General features: G+C 43.8%; 13 protein-coding genes. 11 read left to right on the top strand and 2 right to left on the bottom strand.

Annotation, left to right across the window (positions count from 1 at the left end; genetic code table 11):
* Positions 1 to 106: 106 nt before the first annotated feature.
* Both Vt282_RS20605 and Vt282_RS20600 read right to left on the bottom strand, forming a co-directional pair.
* Positions 107 to 511 carry a hypothetical protein gene (locus tag Vt282_RS20605; RefSeq protein ID WP_232055029.1) on the bottom strand — a complete coding sequence of 135 codons (405 nt, stop codon included), beginning with the start codon at positions 509 to 511 and terminating at the stop codon, positions 107 to 109.
* A 53-nt stretch (positions 512 to 564) separates the two neighbouring features.
* Entirely contained in the window at positions 565 to 1,104 is a 540-nt protein-coding gene (locus Vt282_RS20600) for a hypothetical protein (RefSeq protein ID WP_232055028.1), read from the bottom strand.
* Between the two features lie 232 nt (positions 1,105 to 1,336).
* Between Vt282_RS20600 and Vt282_RS07345 the strand changes: the two genes are divergently transcribed.
* The 11 genes from Vt282_RS07345 to Vt282_RS07300 are packed head-to-tail and all read left to right on the top strand — an operon-like array spanning position 1,337 to position 12,269.
* Positions 1,337 to 2,590 carry a PP2C family protein-serine/threonine phosphatase gene (locus tag Vt282_RS07345; protein WP_162046292.1) on the top strand — a complete coding sequence of 418 codons (1,254 nt, stop codon included), beginning with the start codon at positions 1,337 to 1,339 and terminating at the stop codon, positions 2,588 to 2,590.
* Positions 2,542 to 2,874, top strand: a complete 333-nt coding sequence (locus tag Vt282_RS07340; RefSeq protein ID WP_162063002.1) for an STAS domain-containing protein — start codon at positions 2,542 to 2,544, stop codon at positions 2,872 to 2,874. The genes Vt282_RS07345 and Vt282_RS07340 overlap by 49 nt, the downstream gene beginning before the upstream one ends.
* A 13-nt stretch (positions 2,875 to 2,887) precedes the next feature.
* Entirely contained in the window at positions 2,888 to 4,009 is a 1,122-nt protein-coding gene (locus Vt282_RS07335) for a sugar phosphate nucleotidyltransferase (RefSeq protein ID WP_162063001.1), read from the top strand.
* A 17-nt stretch (positions 4,010 to 4,026) separates the two neighbouring features.
* On the top strand, positions 4,027 to 4,494 hold the full coding sequence (locus Vt282_RS07330) for an ATP-binding protein (RefSeq protein ID WP_162063000.1): 468 nt from the start codon (positions 4,027 to 4,029) through the stop codon (positions 4,492 to 4,494).
* A gap of 49 nt (positions 4,495 to 4,543) precedes the next feature.
* Positions 4,544 to 6,403 carry a glycosyltransferase family 2 protein gene (locus Vt282_RS07325; RefSeq protein ID WP_162062999.1) on the top strand — a complete coding sequence of 620 codons (1,860 nt, stop codon included), beginning with the start codon at positions 4,544 to 4,546 and terminating at the stop codon, positions 6,401 to 6,403.
* Entirely contained in the window at positions 6,393 to 6,698 is a 306-nt protein-coding gene (locus Vt282_RS20595) for a hypothetical protein (protein ID WP_232055027.1), read from the top strand. The genes Vt282_RS07325 and Vt282_RS20595 overlap by 11 nt, the downstream gene beginning before the upstream one ends.
* Positions 6,638 to 7,720, top strand: a complete 1,083-nt coding sequence (locus tag Vt282_RS07320; protein WP_232055026.1) for a DUF3131 domain-containing protein — start codon at positions 6,638 to 6,640, stop codon at positions 7,718 to 7,720. Before Vt282_RS20595 ends, Vt282_RS07320 begins: the two co-directional genes overlap by 61 nt.
* A 10-nt stretch (positions 7,721 to 7,730) precedes the next feature.
* Entirely contained in the window at positions 7,731 to 9,131 is a 1,401-nt protein-coding gene (locus tag Vt282_RS07315) for a DUF3131 domain-containing protein (protein ID WP_162062998.1), read from the top strand.
* A gap of 11 nt (positions 9,132 to 9,142) precedes the next feature.
* Positions 9,143 to 10,525, top strand: a complete 1,383-nt coding sequence (locus Vt282_RS07310; protein WP_162062997.1) for a DUF3131 domain-containing protein — start codon at positions 9,143 to 9,145, stop codon at positions 10,523 to 10,525.
* A gap of 44 nt (positions 10,526 to 10,569) precedes the next feature.
* A complete protein-coding gene (locus tag Vt282_RS07305) occupies positions 10,570 to 11,481 on the top strand; it encodes a hypothetical protein (protein ID WP_232055025.1) in 912 nt (303 codons plus the stop codon).
* Entirely contained in the window at positions 11,478 to 12,269 is a 792-nt protein-coding gene (locus Vt282_RS07300; protein ID WP_162062995.1) for a family 16 glycosylhydrolase, read from the top strand. The genes Vt282_RS07305 and Vt282_RS07300 overlap by 4 nt, the downstream gene beginning before the upstream one ends.
* The last annotated feature ends 39 nt before the right edge of the window (positions 12,270 to 12,308 follow it).

Genomic DNA, 12,308 nt, shown 5'->3' with positions numbered 1-12,308 from the left:
TGCAATCTGTGTATTGCACATGTGATGCCAGATGCATATTTTCTTATATTAAGAAGATTAGTAGGCTAGTGAATAAATGCCACGAAAGTTTAATTCTTTAATAAAATCAAACTAAAACGAAGCTATATGCGATGGTAATTGCACCATCTTTGAAGCGACCAGTGTCTTTTCCTCGTTCTGATGAGCGCCAGCGATTCCCAGAATAATTATTATATTGCAAAGTAATGGTGCCAGGGCGCCAATCAAAATAGCCAAAACCATAGGTAAAATCAGGGTTCCAGGGCTGCTGCTGTGATTTGTCAAAATAGTAAAATGCAGTGCCGTTCACGTACCAATTCCCAAATATGGAATATTTGCAGCCTAAGCTGATAGTTTGGTGTGAGGTCTTATACGAAATCGAGGCGAGGTCAAAATACTCGGGCGTATAGTTGTAATCGACTTGGCAGCCAATGGCGCCTTCGGGCGTAAATGTGAGCCAATCTTTGACGGGATTGGTAATAGAAATTTCCACCCGAGCGCCCATGTACCCTGATTGAAATTTGTTACTTTTCACCAGGGCCGGGATTAAAACGGTTCCCCATAATTGGAATACACCAAGCTAAAAGTGTAAGGGCGCCAATCGCTATAGCCAAAAACGTAGGTGAAATCAGGGTTCCATGCTTGTTGTTGGTCTTGATCCCAATAGTAGTACACGGTTCCTGAAATAAACCAAGCACCCGCGATGGTGTATTTCAGCGATAAGGTAGAGGTCATATTGGTATTGCTAGGACCGCTCGTTGCTCCGGCGGGCAAATTGGCAGATTCGGTTTCTGCTAAAGGGTGGTGGTAACCGATATTGCCACTTAGACCATCCAAAAACGTTCTGTTTTCCCATTCTTGATAGGGAAAATCAAACGAACTACTCACGCCTTTCCAAATCTCATCGAGTTCATCATCAAAACTGCTATCTGGGGCAGTAGGGTAGAGAGTAGACGTTGTCAGTACATGTTGAGATGGCTTTATGGCATGTGGACTGGTATTGGCGTGGTATTCATCGGCAAAGACAAAACCCACCCAGAAACAGAGTGTTAGTGGAAGGCTTGGCCAGTACTGCGTCTTTCCCAAATTCCGTCATCCATAACGTTAAGTAAACTGCATTAAAAGACTTTGAGCAAAGCGATGTTTTCAGGTAAGACAAAGAAAAATATACACAATTATTTGCATTGCTACTGATTGAGTCTAACCTAAATTTATAAGGCTTGCTAAATAATGCTTTCATTTGATTTTCAATGAGATCTTTATTTAAACAAAATAACTAACAAATGCAATAAAACTAATAATAATCATAAGGCTAGGGATGAAGGAAATACTTCTGGTAGACGACAGTCGTACCATACTCGTGTTCATGAGTTCGGTGCTTAAGTCGAAGGGATTCAAAGTTTACACGGCACTGAGTGGCGAGGAAGCGCTACAGGTGTTGTCTGAGCGCGATTCCATACAGTTCGTACTTTCTGATTGGTTAATGCCTGGTATGAGTGGTATCGAATTATGCCAGACGTTAAAAGCGCGAGAGTTTGGCCGCTACATCTTTTTTGTCTTACTTTCCTCGAAAAATGATCAAGATTCGATCGTCACTGGTATAGATGCCGGTGCAGATGATTTTGTTGACAAAAAAACATCAGTGGAAGAGTTAGAAGCGCGCATCCATGCAGGGTTTAGAACCCTCGCACTGCACAACGAAGTCGTGCAAAAAAACATTGAGCTTGATGCGGCTTATGAGACCATTAAAAGAGATTTAGAATCGGCGGGCGATTTAATTCAGCAAATCTTACCAAAGCAAAAGCACTTCCCATTCTTAGAACTTAGTTATATTTCGATTCCAAGCGCGCAAATTGGTGGTGACATGTTGGGCTATATGCAGCTCGATAATGACCACGTTGCCTTTTATTTAATTGATGTGGCAGGGCATGGCGTCTCTTCAGCGTTAATGTCTTTTTCAGTGCAGCAAAGTCTCTCTTTATTAAGCGGTGAAGCATCGATAGTCCTTCGTCATACTGATGAAGGGCCACAAGTTGTCCCACCGGAAGGGGTTATTGATCGACTAAACCAAATCTATGCGAGTGCATCGACTAATGCCCTTTATTTCACCATGATTTATGCGGTGCTCAATATTAAAACAGGGTTACTTTCTTACTGTTGCGCTGGGCATCCACCTTTGGTTTGGCATAGAGAGAATAAAACCCAGACTGAATTAGTTGGCCATGACAATTTCGTGGTAGGTGCTTTTGATGGTGTCGAATATCAGGCAGACAGTATTCAACTCGAAGCGGGCGATCGAGTTTGGTTCTACTCAGATGGCATTACTGAAGCAGATAACGGCGATGACCAATTTTCTGAAGATGGTTTACGTTCAACCATTGCAACACTCAACAAATACCCCACTCAGCAACAGACCTCAATGTTAGTCAAATCGGTTCAAGATTGGCGCAATACTGAAAATTTTGACGATGATGTAAGCCTTCTGGTGGCTGAATGGAAAGGAACAACGCAAGGAGAAAACTTATGCGATATGAAATTAGTCAGAAGGGCGACAGCACAGTTCTTCGAATAAATGAAGAGCGTTTTGATGCCAAGTTAGCTCCTGAGTTTAGAGCGCAAATTGAGGCGGTTGTAGGTGAATTATCTCCACATCTGGTTCTTGATATTGAAGCGGTGAAATTTATGGATAGCAGTGGTCTTGGCGCGGTAATGGGCGTGTACAAACTGCTTAGAGACAAGCGTATTAGCGTCGCTAGCCCACAAAAAGCAGTGCTAGATCTGTTTAAATTAACCCGCATGGATCGCTTGATTAAGACTTATGACAGCGTCGAAACTGCGTTAACCACTGCCGCGTAATAAGGAGATCGCAATGAAAGGAATGATCTTAGCTGCCGGTAAAGGAACGCGCGTTCGCCCGATCACGCAATCAATCCCGAAGCCAATGATTCCAATACTTGGCAAACCGGTAATGGAATCCATGATTGAGCTCTTTGCACAGCACAACATTTCTAAAATTATGGTGAATACAAGCCATTTAGCCGAGGTGATCGAAGGCTATTTCGGTGATGGTCATCATTTCGGTGTGCAGCTTTCGTATTCCTATGAGGGTGAACTCGTCAACGGTGAATACGTCGGTAAAGCGCTCGGTTCTGCTGGTGGGATGAAAAAAATCCAACAGTTCTCAGGATTTTTTGATGAAACGTTCGTCGTGGTCTGTGGTGATGCTTGGATCGACCTGGATTTAACTGATGCGATTAAACAGCACAAAAAGCTAGGTGGCATTGCAACGATCATTACCAAGAACGTGCTTTTGGATGATGTTGAAAAATACGGCGTTGTTGTTACGGACAATCGTAAGCAGGTGACCAGTTTCCAAGAGAAGCCGTCAAAAGAAGAAGCGTTATCGACGCAAATTAACACTGGTATCTACATTTTCGAACCGGCGATCTTTGACTACATTCCAGCCGACCAAGAGTTTGATATTGGTAGCGAATTATTCCCTCTGTTAGTTGAAAAGCATGTGCCTTTCTATGCCGTTGATCTGAGTTTTCAGTGGCTCGACGTAGGGCAAATTCATGATATTTGGAGTGTAACTCGAGACATTCTGCAAGGCAAAGTGCCGGGTTATCGAATTCCGGGAACACAAGTGCGTGCAGGTGTATGGCTAGGTATTAATACCGTCGTCGACCTCGACAAATGTAATATTCAGCCGCCAGTTGTGATAGGTAGCGGCTGCCAAATAGACGATTCAGCTACTATCTCAGGGCCAGCATTAATTGGTGCCAACTGCGTGTTAGATGCGGGTAGTTATATTCAAGACTCACTCATTTTTGAAAACATTCATGTACATGAAAAAACAGCCGTCACTGAGAAAACGATATTTGGTGGCTACTGCATTGGTCATGATGGTGAACATTGTGATTATCATGGATTAACAGATCTACGTCCTAATCCGAAAAGTCGTGCGACCGATGGGATTAAATCTATTTAAGTGAGAAGGAAGCGAAAATGACCAACAGCGCGATAAAGCGGTTTGGTGGTACGTATCCTAGTTCGTTGAACGCCTCACGAGAGGCTTGCGATGAACTCAACGGTTTTTGGTCAATGGCTGGCATTGATCAGGAGTTTTCGTCTCAGGTAGAGCTGTGCATTGTAGAAATCATGAATAACGCGTTTTTACATGCCTATCAGGAACAAGAAGGCTTACCCATCGAGTTGGTGTGTGAGGTCTTTAAGGATGAACAACCACAGTTGAAATTGTCGATTTCGGATCGTGGCTCAGCAATGTCTCAACAAGAGCTGGCAACAAAATTGAGCAATGAGTTCATCGAGCCTGATCCGAATGATGAAAGCACTTGGACGACATCAGGCCGTGGTTTCATCATCGTATCGAATTTGATGGATTCGGTAGAGATGAAACAAGAAGGCGACAAAAATACCTTCGTGATGGTGAAAGAGTTGGCTGACAACCACTGATAAATACAAAAGATGTAAGCACGACAACGTCAGATATTGGAGTAGAAGGATGGACCACTATTTTAAGCAATACGAGCATCGCGTTCCCCCAGAGCCGGTGCCTCACAGTATTCCAAGGGAGTTGCTGTACCAATATCTTGCAACCTGTAACTTGACGCTAGGCTTATGGTATTTATGGTGGCGTTGGCTATTTGCCCTAAACTATGATGCTCTGTGGTTTTCGTTGCCATTAGCCTTTGCTGAATCTTGTGCCTTTATCGGTTCAATGCTGTTTACCTACAACTTATGGAAAGTTGAAGATGAACCGAAGAAAGCACCGCCTTTTAAGCTTGCAGAGTGCGTATCTGAAACGGATGAAGACAGGCCAATCGCGGTCGATGTGTTCTTTCCAAGCTATGACGAAGAAGTGGATCTGGTTAAGCTCAGTATCATCGACGCCAAGAACATTCGTTACCCGCATGAGATAGATATCAATATCTATATTCTCGATGATGGTAATCGCCCAGAAATGAAAGCCATGGCTGATGAGATGGGGGTAGGTTATATCACCCGTGAAGGTAATATTGGCTTTAAAGCAGGTAACTTACGTAACGCTATGGAACAAACCTATGGTGACTTCGTGGTTATTTGCGATGCTGATACTCGCCCGTTCCCAAGCATTTTAGAAAACACTCTTGGCTATTTCCGAGATCCAAACGTAGCGTGGGTGCAAACCCCTCAATGGTTCTTTGACCTTCCTGAAGGCGAACGTTTACCGGCTTTCCTAAAACGAAAATTGGGCAGTTGGGCTGCGCCACTAGGTAGAGGCTTTGAGCGAATCTATGGACCGGTAACACTTGGTGAGGACCCATTTGTTAATGACCCACAAATGTTCTACGACGTAATTCAACGTCGCAGAAACTGGGTTAATGCATCATTTTGTTGCGGTGCTGGCTCTATTCACCGCCGTGAAGCGGTAATGGAAGCGGCATTACGCGCCTATGCCGAGCAGATCACCAAAGAGCAAGACGAAGTTGAGCGCCAAATCCGCCGCTTGACCAAAGAAAAGCAGGTCGATAGAGCCGTTTCAGACAACTTACGCAATGAAATTTTGTTTGATACTGAATTTACCCCTTATAAGTTCCACGTATCAGAAGACTTGTATACCTCAATTGTGCTGCATTCCGATCAAGAAAGAAATTGGCGCTCTGTGATGCATCCAAATGTCGAAAGTAAGATGCTATCGCCGCAAGATTTGCAAACCTGGACCGTGCAACGTTTTAAATACTCCGGTGGTTCGATAGACATTTTTATGAATGACAACCCAATTTTTCGTAAAGGTCTGAACCTCAAACAGAAACTGATGTATGGCGCGAGTTTCTGGTCAAATCTATCAGCGATTTGGAACATCATTTTCTTGGCGTGTCCAATTATCTACTTCTTAACATCGATAGCGCCAGTAAGTGCGTACGACGTTACCTTCTATTTGCATTTCTTACCTTATGTATTGACCGCTGAGCTGGCAATGATGGTCGGTACTTGGGGCGTTGCAGGTTATAAGGGCAAGACCAATTTCTTATCCTTTTTCCCAGTCAATATGCGGGCGTTATGGACCGTACTGCGCGGAAGAAAAATCAGCTTTCCAACCACACCTAAAGAGAGGCAAACCGGCAACTTCTTTAAGTTGGTTATCCCACAATCGTTAGTGTTTTTCCTCAGCTTGTTTGCTCTTATTTTTGCTTGGATAGGGCATGAGACAGGTAGTTGGGGCAACTATTCTTATGGCGGGTTGGTACTAAATACGTTCTGGATTATCAATAACATGATGGCGATGTGGGGCATGATGGCGGCAGCATTTTGGACGCCACCTCCGAGTAACGAAAGCGAGCAAGAAGAAACGGATGCAGAGGAGTTAAAATATGGAGTTTAAGAAGGCGTTAGTCAATGCGCGTCACCATGTCGTATTTATTCTAGGCTTGGCAACTGCATTGGTGATTGCGTTTGGTATAGAAAGCCGTCATACCGGTTTGGTTCTTGGCAACATCACTTTTGAAGCTCCGGAATCTATTCCGTTGAAAGAGAGTCGTGTGCTTACAACTCAAGAATATGAGGGGCTAACATCGCATGGCAATATTTTGAAAATAACTATCAAGAAAATACAGGCTTGGTCAATTCAGTGGATGGTTATCCATCGACGACCATGTGGGATACCGCATCGTATTTGATGGGGCTGATTGCGGCTGAAAAACTAAATATCGTGACTCAAGATGAGTTCGATATGCGTATGGAAAAAGCGTTGACGACACTGGCTCGATTGCCATTGGTTAACGGAAAACTGCCCAATAAAGCCTACAACACCCAAACACTTGAAATGGTGGATTATGAAAATAATCCCATGCAAAACGGTATCGGTTGGTCGGCGATTGATATTGGGCGCATTTTGGTGCCAATGAATATTTTGATTTGGCAATATCCAGAGTTTAACCAGCAAGTGAACAATGTGCTAACTCATTGGCGCGTTGGGGAAATGCTAATTGATGGCTATATGTTTGGTGCTCGTCCGGCTTCCAATGGCGAAATGGAGTTAGTTCAAGAAGGGCGTATTGGCTATGAAGAGTATGCATCCAAATCGCTGGCGCTAATGGGGCGTGACGTTTTCAACTCAATGAAGTACATCGATTTTCTTGAGATGGTGAATGTTTATGGTATCGACATTCCAACCGATAAACGTGATCCAGCAGAGTATCATGCGCACAACTATGTCGTGAGTGAATCTTACATCCTAGATGGTATTGAATTCGGAGCAGATAGCGTATCTAAAATTTTTGCTCATCGAGTTTATGAGGCTCAGCAACGTCGATACAAAGACACCGGTATTGTTACGGCGGTGAGTGAAGATAACGTCGATGAAGCCCCTTACTTCGTTTACAACACGGTTTTTTCTGATGGAAAAAAATGGAATGCAATCTCTGACGATGGCAAAGATCAATCTCACTTAAAAACCCTATCAACCAAAGCAGCATTTGGTTGGTACGCGTTGTACGACGAGGAATATACCGAACTTTTAATTGAAGAAGCGCGCGATTTACATTCAACCAAAAAAGGTTGGTATTCAGGTCGTTATGAATCAGACGGCAGAACGAACAAGGCTATTACGGCTAATACCAATGGTATCGTATTGGAATCCCTAGCTTACATCGAAAACGGACCACTACTGACCATAGGCGAAAAGAATAACAATAACTAAGGAAGGTTATATGCGCGGTATTTGTTTAAGTTTGATCACACTGGCTTTGGTTGGGTGTGGTAACAAATATAACCAATTTTCAGATGAGATTATCGACCGAAAATCTCACTGGACAATTCCTAAGCCTCGCTCGGGTGAATTGACAGAAAAAGAAATGGATATGGCTCGAATTGCATGGACGTATTTCGAGAATAACTATCAGGAATCAACAGGGCTGGTAAATGCGGTAAACAATTATCCATCGGTAACTTGGTGGGATGCGGCATCTTATTTAGCGGGCATGGTCAGTGCGTATGAGCTTGGAATCATCGAAAAAGAGGAGATGGATAAGCGACTAACGCGATTTTTGGCAACATTGAACCAGTTGGATCTATTTAAGGGTGAGTTACCTAACAAAGCCTACAATACTCAGACGGCAGCGAAAGTAGACTATGGTAACCAACCGGGAGAGATTGGTTATTCCGCGCTGGATCTCGGCCGACTACTGATTTGGTTCCATATTATTAAGCACCGCTACCCAGAGTTCGCGACCAGTATTGACCAGGTGGTGCTTCGCTGGAACTTCTGTAATGTTGTTGATGAGAACGGCACCATGTTTGGCGCCTTGCTCGAGCCAGGCAAAGAAGTTCAATATCTTCAAGAAGGTCGCTTAGGCTATGAAGAATATGCAGCAAAAGGTTTCGAATTGTGGGGCTTTGATGTGACTCAGGCGCTCATGCCCGAGCCATATTCCACGATTAATTTGTTTGGCTATGACATCCCTTATGACACCCGTGACCCGCGTAAACTGAAAGCGCATAGTTACGTTGTAACTGAAAGTTATGTGCTTGATGGTATAGAAATGGGGTGGGATGTTGTCTCGGATAGAAGCCCTCATGATAACAAGTACAGTCATGAATGGATGGCGGAGTTTGCACTGCAGATCTATCGAGTGCAAGAAGAGCGATATAAACAAACCGGTATTATTACTGCTCGAACCGAACACCAGTTAGCGGGTGCGCCATACTTTGTGTATGACACCATCTACACCGATGGGTTCGCATGGAACACAATTTCAGAAGTGGGTGAATTTTTACCGCAGTTTTCAGCAGTCGCGATCAAAGGCGCGATGGGTATGTGGGTTCTTTGGGATACAGAATATACCGATTTACTGTTTGATCATGTTTCAACTGCTTACGATCGCGAAAAAGGCTTCTACGAAGGTATTTTTGAAAATGGTACCGGCCTTATTAATACTTTTACCTCGAACAACAATGGCATCACGTTAGAAATTCTACTGTATAAAACAAAAGGTAAGTTGCTGACTTATAAAGAAGATACGCCTCCTAGCTTATGGGAAAAGGCGCTCGAATCACCGTTTGGCTATGAAGGACAATGTCTACCTCGTAAGAAAATTGAACCAGTAGAGTAGAGAGGCTCTGAATGCTAAAAAGTGTCGTTGTTTTAGCGTCTGTCTTTATTTTGTCTGCGTGCGGTGTTGTTTACCAAGGCGTCAATAATGGGATTGATGCTCTCAACCAATCGCAGATGTTGCGGCAAGGACGTCATGGCCCGTTAACCGAAGAGGAGTTAGCGTGGGCTGCGACGGCGTGGAAATATGTTAGCAACAATACGCAGCTCTCAACCGGACTGGTGAATAATTTAGACAATTACCCAACAACCAACATGTCAGGTTTGGCGGATTATCTGCTCGCTTTATTGGCCGCTCGAGAGTTCGAGTTTATTACTAACAAAGAATACGATGAACGTTTGTCACTCGTGTTGTCATTCTTAAACAAAATGCCTTTAAGCCAAGGGCAAGTTCCAAACAAAGTGTACAGCACTCAGCACGGTCAGATGGTCAACTATGGCAATCAGCCGCAAGATATTGGTTGGTCATCACTTGATGTTGGCCGATTATTGATTGTGCTTTCGATTGTAAAACGTCATTCACCAGAATTTACAGAGTACATCGACAAGGCGGTACTGCGCTGGAATTTCTGTAAATTGGTCAGTGAGGACGGAGAGCTTTACGGTGCGGCGGTACATCAAGGGCAAGTTCACCCCTACAAAGAAGGGCGTTTAGGTATCGAAGAATATACCTCTTACGGTTATCTCGATTGGCATATCGTCCCTGAAAAAGCATTTAATATCGAACCTTATGATGTAGCGACACTCTATGGCGTAGACATCATCTTTGATGGACGAGATCCTCGAATTTTCAATGTGTTACGCCCGGTATATTCAACACCGTATCTATGGATGGGGTTAGAGTTTAATTGGGATGACATTAGCGATAATAGCTCGAGTGATTCCACTCATACCAATGAGACATTGTCGGCAATGGCTGATGCCGTTTATCAGGTGCAAGAGCTACGTTGGGAAAAAGAACGCATTTACACTGCGCGCGGAGAGCATGTTGTATCAGGCGAGCCTTATTTCGTTTATGACGCTATTTATGGTCTCGGCACGCCTTGGATAACACTTGCAGAAGATGGTTCTTCTCACGACCAATTAGCTTTGGTGTCAACTCGAGTAGCGTTTCAAATGTGGGTGCTATGGAAAACCGACTACACTGATCGATTAATGACGTTAGTAAAAGAGTTATATGATCCTCAGCGTGGATGGTATGAAGGGCGTTTTGAACTTACGAGTGAATATGAAAAAAGCATCAGTCTAAAGACCAATGCGGGCGTGCTTGAGGCGCTGCTATACAAGCAAAAAGGGAAGTTATATCAAGTGGGCACGAGCTGGGAATATCGTGATGTACAGTTTGATTCGCGTTTTAGTCATCCCGGAAACTGTCTAGTGGAGACATTCCGATGAGAAGATTTCGATGGTTTATACTTAGCCTTATATGGGTATCTGGGTTGAGTTCAGCTCAGGCCGTATTGCAAGAGCCTGCAATTGATTTGCTCGTTACCCCAACCTTACTTTTAGGACAGGGTCGCTATGCTCAAGCTGCGGATAGTTTTCACGCCCAAAGTCGCTTTGCGATGACGTTAGAGCGAAAAATTGGTGCGAAGCAAATGTGGCAAGTCGCTGGTCTTGCTGATGGGCTTGCTGCTATCGCAGCCGAAAAAAACAATGACCCTATTGCCTATGAATATTGGGCTAACAGCGTGCGCTACTTCTTGATGTCGGGGAGCAGTTGGGAGGAAGTACAGCGTAATCTGCATACCGAGTATGAACAATCGAGTTCGCGGCTACAAGTAAATATGCCCGTTGGCGATAGTGGGGTAAATATTGATAACCAATGGCTAGAGCTTTATTCGCTGGTGGAAGTTTGGCAGCAAAGGCTTGCTTACTTTAGTTACCAAAAGCCGTCCTCGAATTTAGCAACACAAACTCTGCAGGCATCTCAATCAGAACAAGCACAAACTGCCGCCGATGGTGCCCAATTAAAGCAATATTCACCGAACAATGCATTGAAATTGGATTCAGGCTTTGCAACCAAACAAACCTTTGTTCCTAATAAGGTTGCTCAACAATCCAACCCCAAAATTAAAGAAATGCTCGATCAAAAAAGCGTTCAACCGAAGCAAAAAAATTCCGAACCGACCGTTATCGCTCATCCGTTGGGATCAAGGCCAGAAATCATTGAGCAGGATATGAAGCAACAACCAATCACACCACAGCAAAGTGACCAACCACTAAAGCAAAGTGAAGGCTCAGATGATGAACAAGCTAAGTTTCGAGGTAACTTAGGGGCACAGAGCGGTAAAGGGGTAACAGCAACTCAGCGAAGAAGTTTCGCGCCAGCGGTGGAGGAAGATAAATGAAAAAAATACCAATGGCTGCCATGCTACTGGGATTGTCTCATTCACCATTCTCGGTGCCGCTTAGCAACGCAGATGCATTTTCTGACGATTTAAATAGTTTTGATCAATCAGTCTGGCAGTTAGCAGATGGTTGGGAAAATGGTTACCCGTTTTTTAGTCGCTGGGAAGCAGAAGCGGTGCGATTTGGTCGCAAAGGCATGAGCATTGAACTGGGGCCGGATAGTGTTCTTAATGAGCAAGGGGAACGAACGTTCTTTTCTGGTGAATTACGCAGCCATGATTATTATTCCTATGGTTGCTACGAAGTCGATATGAAGCCGATTAAAGCGCCGGGAGTTATTTCTTCGTTTTTCCTATTTGCTGGTCCCCATGACAAACCTGTCGATGGTAGTGGACGTCACAACGAAATTGATATCGAGTTTCTTGGATCCAATACCAATATGGTTCAACTCAATTTCTGGACCGATGATGATGATTATAGCAACACTCATGAGACGTTGATTTTCCTAGATTTTGATGCATCTCAAGAGTTTCATCGCTATGGAATATATTGGGGAAAGGATTTTTTGGAATGGTTTATTGATGGCAAATCAATATTAAAAGTTCGCAATAATCGTTTTGATCCAATTCCTAACGCTGCTCACTCAAAATTGCGAGTAATGGCGAATGTATGGGCAACTGATCCTGGTGTTGCCAATTGGGCTGGTCTGTTCAATGTTGATAACCGCAACCGTTATCAAGCACATTACAGAAATTTCGTATTCACGCCTGACCGTCGTTGTAAGTAAGGCGCATAGAACGACAATCCTTTTTGATAACTTGAATTC

The sequence above is a fragment of the Vibrio taketomensis genome (assembly GCF_009938165.1).
In the GTDB taxonomy this organism is placed as follows: domain Bacteria; phylum Pseudomonadota; class Gammaproteobacteria; order Enterobacterales; family Vibrionaceae; genus Vibrio; species Vibrio taketomensis.
This window is presented reverse-complemented; position numbering and strand designations above follow the sequence as displayed.

Bases quoted from the DNA above. Each gene is read 5' to 3' on its own strand.
- Vt282_RS07315 (WP_162062998.1), top strand. From the start codon at position 7,731: ATGCGCGGTATTTGTTTAAGTTTGATCACACTGGCTTTGGTTGGGTGT.
- Vt282_RS07310 (WP_162062997.1), top strand. From the start codon at position 9,143: ATGCTAAAAAGTGTCGTTGTTTTAGCGTCTGTCTTTATTTTGTCTGCG.
- Vt282_RS07345 (WP_162046292.1), top strand. From the start codon at position 1,337: ATGAAGGAAATACTTCTGGTAGACGACAGTCGTACCATACTCGTGTTC.
- Vt282_RS07325 (WP_162062999.1), top strand. From the start codon at position 4,544: ATGGACCACTATTTTAAGCAATACGAGCATCGCGTTCCCCCAGAGCCG.
- Vt282_RS07330 (WP_162063000.1), top strand. From the start codon at position 4,027: ATGACCAACAGCGCGATAAAGCGGTTTGGTGGTACGTATCCTAGTTCG.
- Vt282_RS07335 (WP_162063001.1), top strand. From the start codon at position 2,888: ATGAAAGGAATGATCTTAGCTGCCGGTAAAGGAACGCGCGTTCGCCCG.
- Vt282_RS07340 (WP_162063002.1), top strand. From the start codon at position 2,542: ATGCGATATGAAATTAGTCAGAAGGGCGACAGCACAGTTCTTCGAATA.
- Vt282_RS07300 (WP_162062995.1), top strand. From the start codon at position 11,478: ATGAAAAAAATACCAATGGCTGCCATGCTACTGGGATTGTCTCATTCA.
- Vt282_RS20595 (WP_232055027.1), top strand. From the start codon at position 6,393: ATGGAGTTTAAGAAGGCGTTAGTCAATGCGCGTCACCATGTCGTATTT.